The organism is Burkholderia sp. Ac-20344, from assembly GCF_017104975.1.
Classification (GTDB): domain Bacteria; phylum Pseudomonadota; class Gammaproteobacteria; order Burkholderiales; family Burkholderiaceae; genus Burkholderia.
This window is the reverse complement of the sequence record NZ_JAAGPP010000009.1, coordinates 1-15,563: the sequence shown is the minus strand read 5'-3', so window position 1 is coordinate 15,563 and position 15,563 is coordinate 1. Positions and strand designations below refer to the sequence as shown.

Sequence of the window (15,563 nt, the reverse complement as noted above, 5' to 3'; positions counted from 1 at the left end):
AGCGCGAACATGAAAAAGCCCGCCGGAGGCGGGCTTTTCCTGGTCAGTCGATGCGACTTAGTGGTGCGTCGTTTCGACCTGCTGCATCGGGGCCGTATCGGCCGGCGGCAGCACCTTGCGTTCGCGCGGCACGCGGGCCGGGCGCGGGAGTTGCGACGCGGCTTCCTGCGCAGCAGCGAACTTGCCGGCGTCCGTGTTCACCCAGACGAGACCGGCTTGCTCCAGCACGACATCCAGGCTCGCCGAAGCGGGCGCGGCGGCCGGTTGTGCGGGAGCTGGTGCCGGTGCTGCGACGGCCTCGACCGGCGCTGCTTCGACATGGGCCGGCTCGACAGCCACCGGAGCGGCTTCGGTCGTCACGGCCGGTGCGGCTTGCTCGACGACGGCAGGCTGCGGTGCCTCGACAGCGGCAGGCGCTACCGGCACTTCGAACGCGTCGGTCGGCGAAACCGCGACCGGAGCCGGGCCGGCTTCCGTATCGACGGCCGGTGCGACCGGTGCCGGTTCTGCTGCGTGGGCGACAACCGCGGGCTCGACCGGAGCGGCCGGAGCTGCTTCGACGTGAACCGGTGCCGGTTGCGGCTCGACTGCGGCCGGTGCGACCAGGGCAGCATGGTGCTCGACCGCTGCTTCGACGACGGCGGCGCTTGCCGCAGCCGCGGCCACGACGACTGCCGGTTCGGCAGCAGCCGGTGCTTCCGGCGTCACGGCTTGCAGGGTGACTTCACCCTCGGCGTCTTGCTCGGCGTGGTCGACGCCTGCGCCGTCTTCCTCGCGCTCGCGACGACCGCCGCGACGACCGCGGCGGCGACGGCGACGTTCCTCGCCGTCACGTGCGCCGGCTTCCGCATCGGTTGCCAGTTCGGCGCCGGGCAGGGCTTCTGCGACGTCCTTTTCGGCTTCCGGTTCCGGATGGGTTTCACCACGGGTGACGGTTTCGAGCGTAGCCGCATGCTGGGTCGGCTTGCGGCGCTCGCCGCGCTCGCGCCGTTCGCCGCGTTCCTGGCGCTCGCCGCGACCGGCTGCTTCGACGCCTTCCGGCTGCTCGGCACGCTCGCGCGGTTCGCGGTTCTCACGCGGTTCGCGCGGCTCACGGCTTTCACGCGGCTCGCGGCCTTCGCGCGGGCCACGGCCCTCGCGACCCTCACGGCCTTCTCGGTTCTCGCGACCTTCACGCGGTTCACGGCCCTCACGCGGTTCACGACCCTCGCGCGGTTCACGACCCTCGCGCGGTTCGCGGCCTTCACGCGGCTCACGAGCCTCACGCGGTTCGCGTGCTTCCTTGCCTTCGCGTTCCTGGCGTTGCGGCTGGCCACGGCCTGCTGCTGCCTGGTCGCGACCGCCTTGTGCCTGCTGGGCGCCGCCGCGACGGTTGCGGTTACGATCGCCGCCGCGTTCGCCGCGTTGCTCGGACTTCTCGGTGCGTTCGCCGCGAGCCGGACGGGCTGCCTGCTCCTTCGCCGGTGCCGGAGCAACCGGTGCGGGCGCCGGCGCCGGCGACACGCCGAACAGGCCCTTCAGCCAGCCGATGAAACCGCCGCTTGCCGGTGCGACAGGCGCGGGTGCGACAACGGGTTCGACCGGGCGCTGCGGTGCCGGGCTCGGTGCCGGACGCTCGGGCGTGATGCCCTTGACCGCGGCTTCCTGCTTCGGCTTCACTTCCGCTGCGCGCTTGCTGTAGCCGGTTTCCGACTCGAGTTCGCGGGCCGCTTCCTCGGCCATCTTCCAGGACGCACGCGGATCGTCGAGACGGGCGTCGTCGTGGCGCAGGCGCTCGAGCTTGTAGTGCGGCGTATCGAGGTGCTTGTTCGGGATCAGCACGATGCCGACCTTGAAGCGCGACTCGATCTTGTTGATTTCCTGACGCTTTTCGTTGAGCAGGAAGGCGGTCACCTCGACCGGCACCTGGCAGTGGATCGCCGCGGTGTTTTCCTTCATTGCTTCTTCCTGAATGATCCGCAGGACCTGCAGCGCGGACGATTCGGTGTCGCGGATGTGACCGGTGCCGTTACAACGCGGGCAGGTCACGTGGCTGCCTTCCGACAGGGCCGGACGCAGGCGCTGACGCGACAGTTCCATCAGGCCGAAACGGGAGATCTTGCCCATCTGGACGCGCGCGCGGTCATGCTTGAGCGCGTCTTTCAGGCGCTGCTCGACTTCACGCTGGCTCTTCGCCGATTCCATGTCGATGAAATCGATCACGATCAGGCCGCCGAGGTCGCGCAGGCGGAGCTGACGGGCCACTTCGTCGGCTGCTTCGAGGTTCGTGCGGGTCGCCGTTTCCTCGATGTCCGCACCCTTGGTCGCGCGCGCCGAGTTCACGTCGATTGCGACGAGCGCTTCGGTGTGGTCGATCACGATCGCGCCGCCCGACGGCAGCGGCACCGTGCGCGAGTACGCAGTCTCGATCTGGTGCTCGATCTGGAAGCGGGAGAAGAGGGGCACGTCGTCGTGGTAGCGCTTTACCTTCGCGACGTTGTCCGGCATCACGATATCCATGAATGCGCGGGCCTGATCGTGGATTTCGTTCGTATCGATCAGGATTTCGCCGATATCGGGCTGGAAATAGTCCCGGATCGCGCGGATCACGAGGCTCGATTCCAGGTAGATCAGCATCGGCTGGCCGGCGTTGCCGCTTTGCGACGCCGCTTCGATCGCGCGCCACAGTTGCAGCAGGTAGTTCAGGTCCCACTGCAGTTCCTCGGCGCTGCGGCCGATGCCCGCGGTACGGGCAATCATGCTCATGCCGTCCGGGATCTGCAGTTGCGCCATCGTCTCGCGCAGTTCCTGGCGCTCGTCGCCTTCGATCCGGCGCGACACGCCGCCGCCGCGCGGGTTGTTCGGCATCAGCACCAGGTAACGGCCGGCGAGCGAGATGAAGGTGGTGAGGGCGGCGCCCTTGTTGCCACGCTCCTCCTTCTCGACCTGGACGATCAGCTCCTGGCCTTCGCGCAGGGCATCCTGGATGCGCGCGGAGCGCATGTCGATGCCTTCCTTGAAGTACTGGCGGGCGACTTCCTTGAACGGCAGGAAGCCGTGGCGGTCTTCGCCGTAGTTGACGAAGCACGCTTCGAGCGACGGCTCGATACGGGTGATGACACCTTTGTAGATATTGCCTTTGCGCTGTTCGCGCCCGGCTGTCTCGATGTCGATGTCGATGAGCTTCTGCCCATCGACGATGGCGACGCGCAGCTCCTCCTGCTGCGTCGCATTGAACAGCATGCGTTTCATGAACGACTCCAGGCGGCTCTGCTGGCGGCGCCTCGCGGTTGTCAGTCGCGAGGGCGGGAACGACGGCAGGCCGCGCCTTGTTGTGTTGTCACAAGCACGCTGGAGCGGGAACGATGGCGGGGAGAATTGCCTGAAGAGGCGCTTGGGCCCGAAAGACGGGGCCGGCGGCCATAGGGCACCTGCGAACACGGCTTCAAAGCACGGCGTCCACACACCGCACGCTGTCAGAGCGCGCTAAGCCTGAGGCCGGGCACTGCCGCGGGGCGCGTCGTCATGCGTCGCGCGTGCCAACGGGCGGCAGATGCTGCGGCTTGGGCCGCAGCGGGGAGTATCGAATCCAGCCCGACTTTCCCGCCTGGGGTGTACTTCCCTGGTTTGACGTCGCCAGGCCCCGCACGCTTCGCGGAGCCAAATCGGGCGCAACGCCGTAATTTTCGCAACCGGCAGCCTGCGCGGACGCACTTCGCGCCGTCGGGCTGCCGATCAAATTCTTTTCAACCAACTTTCCGTTACCGCGGCGCCTTGCCGACCGAATCCGCCTGTGGGCGCGATCCTTGCCGACGGGCGGCGCCGTGCGTGCAACTTGCTGCATCTCTTTGATTAGGGGCGAGCAGCAGACCCCCGGCGCAAGTAAAATAACGGTTTGCGCTTGCGCCTTGCCCGCTCAGTCCGGGCCGGCCGGTGAGGCCGCCCGCAACGTCAGGCTGGGCAAAATTATATTCAGTATGAACGAGTTAGGCAAAATATCCCAGAATTCGGTCGCAAGCGGCCAGGTATCGATGATCGAGATCGACGAAAACTCGGCCGGTCAGCGAATCGATAACTTCCTGTTGCGCGTCTGTAAAGGCGTGCCGAAAAGCCATATTTACCGGATCCTCCGCAGCGGCGAAGTGCGCGTCAACAAGGGGCGGGTCGACGCGCAGTATCGGCTTGCCCATGGCGACGTCGTCCGCGTGCCGCCCGTGCGCGTGGCGGCGGCGGACCTCGCGCGCGCCGACACGCCCGTCGTGCCGCCCGCGAATTTCAACGTGCTGTTCGAGGACGACGCGATGCTCGTCATCGACAAGCCGGCCGGGGTCGCCGTCCACGGCGGCAGCGGTGTCGCGTTCGGCGTGATCGAGCAGATGCGCCAGGCGCGCCCGCGCGCGAAATTCCTCGAGCTCGTGCACCGGCTCGACCGCGAGACGTCCGGGATCCTGATGCTCGCAAAGAAGCGCACGGCGCTCGTGGGCCTGCACGAACAGATTCGCGAGAACAAGATGGACAAGCGCTACTTCGCGTGCGTCCACGGCGAATGGCAACCCGACTGGGGCCGCCGCCGTGCGGTGAAGGCGCCGCTGTTCAAGTATTCGACCCCGGAAGGCGAGCGCCGCGTGCGCGTGCAGGACGACGGGCTGCCGTCGCATACGGTGTTCAACCTCGTCGACCGCTGGCCCGAGTACGCGCTCGTCGAAGCGGAACTCAAAACGGGTCGGACCCATCAGATCCGTGTACACCTCGCGCATCTCGGCCTGCCGATCGCCGGCGACGCCAAGTATGGCGATTTCGCACTGAACAAGGCGCTGGCGCGCGCGAATGCGCAGCCGTCGTTGAAACGGATGTTCCTGCATGCGTACCGGCTGCGGCTCGCCCACCCGCTGACCGGCGAGGCACTGCAGTTCGATGCGCCGCTGCCGGACGAATGCCGGCGCTTCCTCGACCAACTCAGCGCACTGCGCGATACCGCCTGAACCGCATGGCTCGACAGCAATTTGACCTGATCGTCTTCGACTGGGACGGCACGCTGATGGATTCGACTGCGCATATCGCGCACAGCATCCAGGCCGCATGCCGCGATCTCGGCCTGCCTACGCCGTCCGACGAGGCGTCGCGCTACGTGATCGGCCTCGGCCTGCGCGATGCGCTGCAGATTACGGCTCCGACCCTCGATCCGTCCGACTATTCGCGGCTCGCCGAGCGCTACCGCTATCACTATCTGCTCGACGACCAGCGCATCGAGCTGTTCGCCGGCGTGCGCGAACTGCTCGCCGAACTGCGCGATACGGGCTATCTGCTCGCCGTTGCAACCGGCAAGGGGCGGGTCGGGCTGAACCGCGTGCTCGACCAGTCGAAGCTGACGAGCCAGTTCGATGCGACGCGCTGTGCAGACGAGACCTTCTCGAAACCCCATCCGGCGATGCTGCAGGAGCTGTCCCGGGAATTGGGGCAGGACCTGTCGCGCACAGTAATGATCGGCGACACGACGCACGACCTGCAGATGGCCGCGAGTGCCGGGGCGGCCGGCGTCGGCGTCGCGTACGGTGCGCACACGGCCGATGCGCTGGCTGCGCTCACGCCGCGCTTCGTCGCGCCGGACGTCGGCGCACTGGCCGCGTGGCTGCGGGAGTACGCATGAGCGCGGCGCCGGACGCCGTGCGCGTGTGCGCATCGGATGCGCTGGCGGACGGCGGCGCCGGCGTGCGCGTCGACGCGACGCTGCGCGGCGAGCAGGCCGTCGTGTTCTTCGTGCGCTACGAAGGCCGCGCATACGGTTACCTGAACCGCTGCGCGCATGTGCCGATGGAGCTCGACTGGGCCGAAGGGCAGTTCTTCGAATCGTCGGGCCTCTACCTGATGTGCGCGACGCATGGCGCGATCTACGAGCCGAACACCGGCAAATGCGTCGGCGGCCCGTGCCGTGGCGGCCGCCTGCGGCCGGTCGAGGTCGACGAGCGCGACACGTCCGACGGGCGTGCGGTATTCTGGGTGCCCGACGCCGACCTGCGTCCCGCCGTTTCCGCCACGACCGACTAACGACAATATTGCATGGCCGACCAACCGAATTCCCCGGATTCCTCCTCCCGTCCCGACAGCCGTGAGCCGAACTGGGAGCGTGCGGCGCTCGAGCGGATCGCGCTCGCGGCCGTCAAGGAGCAGCGCGCGGCGCGGCGCTGGAAGATCTTCTTCCGCTTCGCGTTCCTCGGCGTGTCCGTGCTGTTTGCGTTCGCGCTGATCGATTTCTCGAGCGATTCGAAGTTCTCGTCGAGCGGGCGGCATACGGCACTCGTGACGATCGACGGCGAGATCGCGGCCGGCGTCAACGCGAACGCCGACGACATCAACACGGCGCTCGACGCCGCGTTCGACGACGACGGCACGGCCGGCGTCGTGCTGCGGATCAACAGCCCGGGCGGCAGCCCGGTGCAGGCCGGGATGGTCTACGACGAGATCCGGCGGCTGCGCGCGAAACATCCGGACAAGCCGCTGTACGTCGTCGTGACCGACATGTGCGCGTCGGGCGGCTATTACATCGCGGCCGCGGCCGACAAGATCTTCGTCGACAAGGCGAGCATCGTCGGGTCGATCGGCGTGCTGATGGACGGTTTCGGCTTCACCGGCCTGATGGGCAAGCTCGGCGTCGAGCGGCGCCTGCATACATCGGGTGAAAACAAGGGCTTCTACGATCCGTTCTCGCCGGAAACGCAGAAGATGGACGCGCATGCGCAGGCATTGCTCGACCAGGTGCACGCGCAGTTCATCAAGGCCGTGAAGGATGGTCGCGGCAAGCGGCTGCACGAGACGCCCGACATGTTCTCGGGCCTGTTCTGGACCGGCGAGAAGAGCGTCGAGCTCGGGCTTGCAGACGGCTACGGCACGACCGACACGGTCGCGCGCGACGTGCTGAAGGCGCCCGATCTCGTCGACTATACGGTGAAGGAAAGCCTGACGAACCGTGTCGCGCGCAAGTTCGGCGCGGCCGTCGGCGGCGCCGCGATGAAGGCGCTGACGGCCGGCGGCGCGTCGGTCAGCTTGCGCTGACAGGAAGCGGGCGGGGCCGCGATGGCCCGCCGGTCGCTTGGGCAGTCCGCCTGCCGAGAGGCTTCAGTTGGCCAGCAGCAGGAAGATCGCAGGGCGCTTGTGCAGATTCGGCGCAGGCGCCTTTTTCCAGTCCGCCACGGTGCGGCTCGCGATCGTCTCGGTCGCGAGGGTCAGGTCGGCCGCGACGCAGATCTGCGTCGACGGTGCGCAAGTCGCGACGAGCGTGTCGAGCATCGCGTGATTCCGGTACGGCGTTTCGATGAAGATCTGCGTCTGGCGCGCCTTGCGTGACAGTTGCTCGAGTTCGCGCAGGCGTTTCGCGCGCGCGGCCGCGTCGACCGGCAGGTAGCCGTTGAACGCGAAGCTCTGGCCGTTCAGGCCCGATGCCATCAGCGCGAGCAGGATCGAGCTCGGCCCGACGAGCGGCACGACCTTTACGCCGCGCTCGTGCGCGCGGCGCACCAGTAATGCGCCGGGGTCGGCGACGGCCGGGCAGCCGGCTTCGGACACGAGGCCGGCGTCGGCACCGGCCAGCACGGGCGCGAGGAGCCGGTCGATTGCGCCGGCCGGTGTATTGACGTTGAGCTCGCTGATCTCGATTTCCTGGATCGGGCGGGTCGTGCCGATCTTCTTCAGAAACGCGCGCGTCGTCTTCGCGTTCTCGCCGATGTAATAGCCGAGCGTGCCGGCGCGCGCCTGCACGGCTGCGGGCAGTACGGCCGCGAGCATCGATTCGTCGCCTTCGCCGAGTGTGTTCGGAACGAGATAAAGCGTGCCGGCGGTCATGCGCGGTCTCCACGGGTGGTTGCAAAGAGCGGATATTCTGCGGCGCGCAACATGCGCGTGAGCGCGATCAGCGGCAGGCCGACGAGCGCCGTCGGGTCGTTCGAGTCGATCGCGTCGAGCAGTGCGATGCCGAGCCCTTCGGACTTCGCGCTGCCGGCGACGTCGTAAGGCGTTTCCGCGCGCAGGTACGCGTCGAGTTCGGCTTCGGGCAGCGAGCGGAAGCGCACGCGCGTGACGATGTCCTCGACCTGCGCTTCGCCCGTGCGGCTGTCGTACAGGCAGAGCGCGCTGTGGAATTCGACTTCGCGGCCCTGCATCGACACGAGTTGCGCGAGCGCGCGCTCATGTGAGCCGGGCTTGCCGATCTGGAGCCCGTCGAAGGTCGCGACCTGGTCCGACCCGATCACGAGCACGCCGTCTGGCGCGTCGATCGTCGCGGCGACGGCGCGCGCTTTCGCGCCGGCGAGGCGCAGGGCGGTCGCGGCCGGCGTTTCGCCGTCGTGCGGGGTTTCGTCGAGGTCGGGTGACACGACGTCGAAGGAGATGCCGAGGCGCTCGAGGAGCGCGCGGCGGTAGCGTGAACTGGAGGCAAGAATCAGCCGCGGCGGGCGGCAAACGGTATCCGGCATGGTCGGTTGGATCGGTGAGTCGTCGGGTATTGCGCAGCGTGGCGCGGACGCAAGCTTAAGTGATTGACCGCAAAAGGTAAAACAGGTATGCTTTCCCGCTTTTCGTCGGCAGGCTTCCGTTGTAGTGGTGCCTGCCGGGTCTTCGGAAGTAAAGTACGTCATCTGCGGATGAGCCGTACGCGAGCGGTACCAAGCCGGATCCGCAAGTCAGCCTGTAGGCAGGAGCGCACATGAACACTTCTTCTGGCAAACCTGCGGCGGCGCTTGATCCGCACGCGATCGACCTGTTCGAGTTCGCCCGCAGCGGGCGGCAGGCAGCAGGGGCGGTGCGCCTCTCGCAACTGCCGCGCATGTTAAACGAAGTGCCCGCGGACGCGCCCGATCGCGACACGGTCTTCACATGGCAGGCGGAAGGGTTCACCCAGAAGGAATTGCAGGACGATGGCGCCGACGGGCAGCAGCCGTATCTGCGCCTTGCGGTGCACGGCCATGCGTGGCTCACGTGCCAGCGCTGCATGACCCCGTACGACCAGACGTTCGACGTCGACATGACGTACCGGGTCGTCGCGACCGAAGAAGAAGCTGAAGAATTTCCGCTCGACGACGATGAAGCCGATGTGATCGTGGGCTCACGCCAGTTCGATCTCGTCGACTTGATCGAAGAGGAATTGCTGCTTTCGTTGCCGCTCGTGCCCAAGCACGAGGTTTGCCCGGCAGTTCACGAAAGCCTCGTGTCGGGTGCGAGCGGTCCCGAGGAAGAGGCGGACGAAGAGTCCGACGAAGCCGGGGACGAAGGCAAACGGCCGAATCCGTTCGCAGCGCTGGAAGCGTTGAAGAAGGACGGTGACGGCACCAAGAAACACTAAGCAGTTGTGGCGCGGGAAGGCGTAAAGGCTTTGGGCCAGGGTAGTTAAGCGCCGGATCGGGCTGTGTTAGAATCCGGAAAATTATTTAGGAGTTAGTCATGGCAGTCCAGCAAAACAAGAAGTCGCCGTCGAAGCGCGGCATGCATCGTTCGCACGATTTCCTGACGGCAGCGCCGCTGGCAGTCGAGCCGAGCACGGGTGAAGTGCATCTGCGTCACCACGTCAGCCCGAACGGCTACTACCGCGGCAAGAAAGTCGTCAAGACGAAGAACGACTAAGCGTCAAGTCACGCGTTGCGCGCTACGCTTGCCGTTCGCGTGACAACTGGTTCGCTTGACACTTTCCTGGCTCAACAAGAAGGCGGCATTCAACTGCCGCTTTTTTGTGCCTGAAATTCGTCGCATTCCATGACCGTAAAGCTCACAATCGATTGCATGGGAGGCGACCACGGCCCGTCCGTGACCGTTCCCGCGGCAGTCAAGTTCGTCCGCGCGCATCCCGATGCGCACCTGATGCTCGTCGGCATCGAAAGCGCGATCCGCGCTCAGCTGAAGAAGCTGAAAGCTCTCGACGATCCCGCGCTGACCATCGTTCCCGCCACCGAAGTCGTGGCGATGGACGACCCTGTCGAAGTGGCGCTGCGCAAGAAGAAGGATTCTTCGATGCGCGTCGCGCTCAACCGCGTCAAGGAGGGCGAGGCGCAGGCCTGTATCTCCGCCGGCAATACCGGCGCGCTGATGGCCGTTTCCCGTTACGTACTCAAGACGCTGCCCGGCATCGAGCGGCCTGCGATCGCGTTCGCGCTGCCGAACCCGACCGGCTACACGATGATGCTGGACCTCGGTGCGAACGTCGACTGCGAGCCGCAGCACCTGCTGCAGTTCGCGGAGATGGGGCACGCGCTCGTGGCCGCGCTCGAAGGCAAGGAGCGCCCGACGATCGGCCTGCTGAACATCGGCGAAGAGATGATCAAGGGCAACGAGACGATCAAGCGCGCAGGTGAACTGCTGCGCGCCAGCACGCTCAATTTCCGCGGCAACGTGGAAGGCAACGACATCTATAAGGGCACGGTCGACGTGATCGTGTGCGACGGCTTCGTCGGCAACGTCGCGCTGAAGACGTCCGAGGGGCTCGCGCAAATGCTGGCAGACATCATCCGCGAGGAGTTCGGCCGTTCGCTGATGTCGAAGCTGATGGCGCTGCTCGCGGCGCCTGTCCTGATTCGTTTCAAGAAGCGCGTCGACCACCGCCAGTACAACGGCGCGGCGCTGCTGGGGCTGAAGAGCCTCGTGATCAAGAGCCACGGTTCGGCCGACGCCTACGCGTTTGAGTGGGCGATCAAACGCGGGTATGATGCCGTCAAAAACGGCGTGCTGGAGCGCCTCGCGCGCGCGATGGCGGATAATTCAGTGTCGCTCGGCGAAGGCGAACACGACGCGGGCGGCGCGGGCCATGCAAGCCCTGCCGCAGGCCATCACGCCGAACCTTCCGCTGCGCAATCCTCTAAAGCATAAATGGCCCAATCGACTCTCTATTCCCGCGTGCTCGGCACGGGCAGCTACCTGCCGCCTGACCGCGTCACGAACCAGCAGTTGACCGATCGTCTCGCGCAGGAAGGCATCGAGACGAGCGATGAATGGATCGTTGCGCGCACGGGCATCCATGCGCGCCATTTCGCCGCACCGGACGTCACGACCAGCGACCTCGCGCTCGAGGCGTCGCGTCGCGCGATCGAAGCCGCCGGCATCGATCCGCAGTCGATCGACCTGATCATCGTCGCGACTTCGACCCCCGATTTCGTGTTCCCGAGCACCGCGTGCCTGCTGCAGAACAAGCTCGGCATCAAGAACGGCGGCGCGGCATTCGACGTGCAGGCCGTGTGTTCGGGCTTCGCATACGCGATGGCGACGGCCGACAGCTTCATCCGCAGCGGCCAGCACCGCACCGCGCTCGTGGTCGGCGCGGAGACGTTCTCGCGCATTCTGGACTTCAAGGACCGGACGACCTGCGTGTTGTTCGGCGACGGCGCGGGCGCGGTGATCCTGTCCGCGTCGGAAGAGCCGGGCGTGCTCGGCAGCGCGCTGCACGCGGACGGCAGCTATTCGCATATCCTCTGCACCCCGGGCAACGTCAATCGCGGCGTGATCGAAGGCAGCGCGTTCCTGTACATGGACGGGCAGGCCGTGTTCAAGCTCGCGGTCAACGTGCTCGAGAAGGTCGCGATCGAGGCGCTCGCGAAGGCGAATCTCGCGCCCGAGCAGATCGACTGGCTGATTCCGCACCAGGCCAACATCCGCATCATGACCAGCACCTGCCGCAAGCTCGGCCTGCCGCAGGAGCGCATGGTCGTGACGGTCGACCAGCACGGCAATACGTCGGCTGCGTCGATCCCGCTGGCGCTCGACACCGCGGTGCGCGACGGTCGCATCCAGCGTGGCCAGCACGTGCTGATCGAAGGCGTTGGTGGCGGCTTCACCTGGGGCGCGTCGGTCTTCCGCTACTGATCCGCGGCGCGCAACTGCCGCGCGCGGATCCCGCCGGCGCGCCGTTCGTGCGCGCCGTCCGAATCGATTCAATTGGGGACGATATGAAATTTGCATTCGTATTTCCGGGGCAGGGCTCGCAGGCGGTCGGCATGCTCAACGCATTCGCCGATCTGGCCGTCGTGCGCGAGACGCTCCAGGAAGCGTCCGATGCACTCAATCAGGATCTCGGCAAGCTGATCGCCGAAGGCCCGGCCGAAGAGCTGAGTCTCACCACCAACACGCAGCCCGTGATGCTGACCGCAGCCTATGCGTGCTACCGCGCGTGGCAGCAGGCAGGCGGCCCGGCGCCGTCGATCGTCGCCGGCCACAGCCTCGGTGAATACACGGCGCTCGTCGCGGCCGGCGCGCTCGCGTTCAAGGACGCGGTGCCGCTCGTGCGCTTCCGCGCTCAGGCGATGCAGACCGCCGTGCCGGTGGGCCAGGGCGGCATGGCCGCGATCCTGGGCCTCGATGACGACACGGTGCGCGCCGTATGCGCCGAAGCCGCGGAAGCAGGCGTCGTCGAAGCCGTGAACTTCAATGCACCCGCACAGGTCGTTATCGCAGGCAACAAGGCCGCGGTCGAAAAGGCCTGCGAGATCGCGAAGGCGAAGGGTGCGAAGCGCGCGCTGCCGCTGCCGGTTTCGGCGCCGTTCCATTCGTCGCTGCTGAAGCCGGCGTCGGACCAGCTGCGCGACTATCTTGCGAACGTCGACGTCAAGGCGCCGCAGATTCCGGTCGTCAACAACATCGACGTCGCCGTGGTCAGCGATCCGGCTGCGATCAAGGATGCGCTGGTGCGCCAGGCCGCAGGCCCGGTGCGCTGGGTCGAGTGCGTGCAGCACATCGCCGGCACGGGCGTCACGCACGTGATCGAATGCGGTCCGGGCAAGGTGCTCGCCGGCCTGACGAAGCGCATCGACGGCAACCTGACGGGTGCGTCGGTGTTCGATCCGGCGTCGCTCGACGAAGCGCTCAAGCTGGTGACCGCCTGACGCGGCGCCTTTTCCCAAGAGACGGATATTCGATTCATGGACAAGACTCTCGATAAACAGGTTGCGATCGTCACCGGCGCGTCGCGCGGCATCGGCCGTTCGATCGCGCTCGAACTCGCGCGCCTGGGCGCGACGGTGATCGGCACGGCGACGAGCGAATCGGGCGCCGCCGCGATCACCGCGGCGTTCGCGGAAGCGGGCGTCACGGGCCGCGGCGCGGTGCTGAACGTCAACGACGCGGCAGCCGCCGAGGCGCTGATCGACGCGACCGTGAAGGAATTCGGCGCGCTGAACGTGCTCGTCAACAACGCGGGCATCACGCAGGACCAGCTCGCGATGCGGATGAAGGACGAGGACTGGGACGCGGTGATCGACACCAACCTGAAGTCGGTGTTCCGTCTGTCGCGCGCGGTGCTGCGCCCGATGATGAAGGCACGCGGCGGCCGCATCATCAACATCACGTCGGTGGTCGGCTCGGCCGGCAATCCCGGCCAGGTCAACTACGCGGCCGCAAAGGCCGGCGTGGCGGGCATGACGCGTGCGCTCGCGCGCGAAATCGGCAGCCGCGGTATCACCGTGAACTGCGTGGCGCCGGGCTTCATCGACACCGACATGACGAAGACGCTGCCGGAAGAACAGCAGGCCGCGCTCAAGACCCAGATTCCGCTCGGCCGCCTCGGCAGCCCGGAAGACATCGCCCATGCCGTCGCGTTCCTTGCATCGCCGCAGGCCGGTTACATCACCGGTACGACGCTGCACGTGAACGGCGGCATGTACATGTCGTAACGATTTTCGTTTACCATCCGCGCCGTATCCCGTTTTTCAGGCGGATCGGCGCTTGATCGACCATCAAGCCAACGTGCGTTTTGGCGTCAGCAAACCTGATAAAATGCGCGCACTTGTAAATCTGAACTTTCCCTCGGAGGGGTAATGGACAACATCGAACAACGTGTCAAGAAGATCGTCGCTGAACAACTGGGCGTCGCGGAAGCCGAGATCAAGAACGAAGCTTCGTTCGTGAACGACCTGGGCGCCGACTCGCTCGACACCGTCGAACTGGTGATGGCTCTGGAAGACGAGTTCGGCATGGAAATCCCGGACGAAGAAGCAGAGAAGATCACGACCGTTCAGCAAGCGATCGATTACGCTCGCGCAAACGTCAAGGCGTAACGAGCGCCTTTCGCGCTTGTCCGCCACGTCGCCGCGATCTTCGCGATTGACGCGCCATCCTGCCGGCTTCGCGCCGGACGGACTAACAGCCACAGGGCTCGCAGGGCTGGTTCCTGTGGCCACTGTGGCTTTTGCTTTTGTCATCCAATAATGGAAAAGAGGTTACCGTGAGCCGCCGTCGTGTTGTTGTTACAGGCCTGGGGCTGATTTCGCCTGTTGGCAATAATGTTGCCGACGGCTGGGCCAATCTCGTCGCCGGCAAGTCCGGTATTGCCACCGTCGCGAAGTTCGATGCGTCGAACCTCGCCTGCCATTTCGCGGGCGAAGTGAAGGGTTTCAGCGCCGAGGAGTACATCCCGGCGAAGGAGGCCCGGAACATGGATACGTTTATCCATTACGGCATCGCCGCCGGTGTCCAGGCCATCCGGGACAGCGGGCTGGAAGTGAACGAAGCCAATGCGGAACGCATCGGCGTGCTGGTCGGTTCCGGCATCGGCGGCCTGCCGATGATCGAAGATACGCACCAGACCTACGTCGATCGCGGCGCGCGCCGGATTTCGCCGTTCTTCGTGCCGGGTTCGATCATCAACATGATCTCGGGTCACCTGAGCATCATGTTCGGCCTGAAGGGCCCGAACCTTGCCGCCGTCACGGCCTGCACGACCGGCCTGCACAGCATCGGCCTCGCGGCGCGCCTGATCCAGGCCGGCGATGCCGACGTGATGGTCGCGGGCGGTGCCGAATCGACGGTGTCGCCGCTCGGCATCGGCGGTTTCGCGGCAGCGCGTGCGCTGTCGACCCGCAACGACGATCCGGCCACCGCATCCCGTCCGTGGGACAAGGACCGCGACGGCTTCGTGCTGGGCGAGGGCGCCGGCGTGATGGTGCTCGAGGAGTACGAAGCGGCGAAGGCCCGCGGCGCGAAGATCTACGCGGAAGTCTCGGGCTTCGGCATGACGGGCGACGCGTACCACATGACCGCGCCGAACATGGACGGCCCGCGCCGCTGCATGGTCGCGGCACTGCGCGACGCCGGCGTGAATGCCGACGAGGTCCAGTACCTGAACGCGCACGGCACGTCGACGCCGCTGGGCGACAAGAACGAGTCCGACGCGGTGAAGGCGGCCTTCGGCGAGCATGCGTACAAGCTCGTCGTGAACTCGACGAAGTCGATGACGGGCCACCTGCTGGGTGGCGCGGGCGGCCTCGAATCGGTGTTCACGGTGCTGGCGCTGCACAACAGCGTGTCGCCGCCGACCATCAACATCTTCAACCAGGACCCGGAGTGCGATCTCGATTACTGCGCGAACACCGCGCGTGACATGAAGATCGACGTCGCCGTGAAGAACAACTTCGGCTTCGGCGGCACCAACGGCACGCTGGTGTTCAAGCGCGTCTGACGCCGCAATCGCTTGACGAGTCCATTCGATGCTCCGGCCGGGCGTCCGCAGCGCTTTGCGTTGCGGGCCTCGGCCGTGTCGTATCTCGTGCTGGCCGCGTTCGTCGCGTCGGCTGCCGCGTCGGCCTACCTGTTCTTGGCGCCGCGTGCGGGCGCTGCCGCCG

Annotated in this window: 15 protein-coding genes; 12 read left to right on the top strand and 3 right to left on the bottom strand. The window is 66.3% G+C overall.

The genetic code is table 11. From position 1 onward, the window contains the following. Nucleotides 1-57: 57 nt before the first annotated feature. A complete protein-coding gene (locus tag G3N64_RS04590) occupies nt 58-3,231 on the bottom strand; it encodes an Rne/Rng family ribonuclease (protein WP_205782593.1) in 3,174 nt (1,057 codons plus the stop codon). A 725-nt stretch (nt 3,232-3,956) separates the two neighbouring features. Here G3N64_RS04590 and G3N64_RS04585 point away from each other — a divergent pair. From G3N64_RS04585 to G3N64_RS04570, 4 genes are read left to right on the top strand one after another with little or no spacing between them, the layout of a single operon-like run. Next, on the top strand, nt 3,957-4,961 hold the full coding sequence (locus tag G3N64_RS04585; RefSeq protein WP_205782592.1) for an RluA family pseudouridine synthase: 1,005 nt from the start codon (nt 3,957-3,959) through the stop codon (nt 4,959-4,961). Between the two features lie 5 nt (nt 4,962-4,966). Beyond that, nucleotides 4,967-5,626 carry an HAD-IA family hydrolase gene (locus tag G3N64_RS04580; protein ID WP_205782591.1) on the top strand — a complete coding sequence of 220 codons (660 nt, stop codon included), beginning with the start codon at nt 4,967-4,969 and terminating at the stop codon, nt 5,624-5,626. Continuing rightward, entirely contained in the window at nt 5,623-6,024 is a 402-nt protein-coding gene (locus tag G3N64_RS04575) for a Rieske 2Fe-2S domain-containing protein (RefSeq protein ID WP_069256139.1), read from the top strand. Before G3N64_RS04580 ends, G3N64_RS04575 begins: the two co-directional genes overlap by 4 nt. Nucleotides 6,025-6,036: 12 nt before the next feature. Further along, nucleotides 6,037-7,029 (top strand): S49 family peptidase, encoded by a 993-nt coding sequence (locus G3N64_RS04570; protein ID WP_205782590.1) that lies wholly within the window; start codon nt 6,037-6,039, stop codon nt 7,027-7,029. 63 nt (nt 7,030-7,092) lie between these two features. On the opposite strand, the gene G3N64_RS04565 is transcribed toward G3N64_RS04570, so the two are convergent. Both G3N64_RS04565 and G3N64_RS04560 read right to left on the bottom strand, forming a co-directional pair. Then, complete coding sequence (locus G3N64_RS04565) at nt 7,093-7,815, bottom strand: SAM-dependent methyltransferase (RefSeq protein WP_011544932.1); 723 nt, start codon at nt 7,813-7,815, stop codon at nt 7,093-7,095. Then, nucleotides 7,812-8,444 carry a Maf-like protein gene (locus G3N64_RS04560; RefSeq protein WP_205782589.1) on the bottom strand — a complete coding sequence of 211 codons (633 nt, stop codon included), beginning with the start codon at nt 8,442-8,444 and terminating at the stop codon, nt 7,812-7,814. The genes G3N64_RS04565 and G3N64_RS04560 overlap by 4 nt, the downstream gene beginning before the upstream one ends. 230 nt (nt 8,445-8,674) lie before the next feature. On the opposite strand from G3N64_RS04560, the gene G3N64_RS04555 reads away from it, so the two are divergent. The 8 genes from G3N64_RS04555 (at nt 8,675) to fabF (ending at nt 15,400) form a co-directional block, all read left to right on the top strand. Then, on the top strand, nt 8,675-9,310 hold the full coding sequence (locus G3N64_RS04555; RefSeq protein WP_205782588.1) for a DUF177 domain-containing protein: 636 nt from the start codon (nt 8,675-8,677) through the stop codon (nt 9,308-9,310). Between the two features lie 98 nt (nt 9,311-9,408). Next, nucleotides 9,409-9,588 carry a 50S ribosomal protein L32 gene (gene rpmF / locus G3N64_RS04550; RefSeq protein WP_006051932.1) on the top strand — a complete coding sequence of 60 codons (180 nt, stop codon included), beginning with the start codon at nt 9,409-9,411 and terminating at the stop codon, nt 9,586-9,588. Between the two features lie 129 nt (nt 9,589-9,717). Then, nucleotides 9,718-10,824, top strand: coding sequence for a phosphate acyltransferase PlsX (plsX, locus tag G3N64_RS04545; protein ID WP_205782587.1), 1,107 nt, complete (start codon nt 9,718-9,720; stop codon nt 10,822-10,824). Beyond that, complete coding sequence (locus G3N64_RS04540) at nt 10,825-11,814, top strand: beta-ketoacyl-ACP synthase III (protein WP_205782586.1); 990 nt, start codon at nt 10,825-10,827, stop codon at nt 11,812-11,814. Nucleotides 11,815-11,897: 83 nt separating this feature from the next. Next, a complete protein-coding gene (gene fabD, locus G3N64_RS04535) occupies nt 11,898-12,830 on the top strand; it encodes an ACP S-malonyltransferase (RefSeq protein ID WP_205782585.1) in 933 nt (310 codons plus the stop codon). Nucleotides 12,831-12,866: 36 nt separating this feature from the next. After that, nucleotides 12,867-13,616, top strand: a complete 750-nt coding sequence (gene fabG / locus G3N64_RS04530) for a 3-oxoacyl-ACP reductase FabG (protein WP_006476504.1) — start codon at nt 12,867-12,869, stop codon at nt 13,614-13,616. 144 nt (nt 13,617-13,760) lie between these two features. Then, nucleotides 13,761-14,000, top strand: coding sequence for an acyl carrier protein (gene acpP / locus G3N64_RS04525; protein ID WP_004197638.1), 240 nt, complete (start codon nt 13,761-13,763; stop codon nt 13,998-14,000). Between the two features lie 167 nt (nt 14,001-14,167). Beyond that, nucleotides 14,168-15,400 carry a beta-ketoacyl-ACP synthase II gene (gene fabF, locus G3N64_RS04520; RefSeq protein ID WP_205782584.1) on the top strand — a complete coding sequence of 411 codons (1,233 nt, stop codon included), beginning with the start codon at nt 14,168-14,170 and terminating at the stop codon, nt 15,398-15,400. The last annotated feature ends 163 nt before the right edge of the window (nt 15,401-15,563 follow it).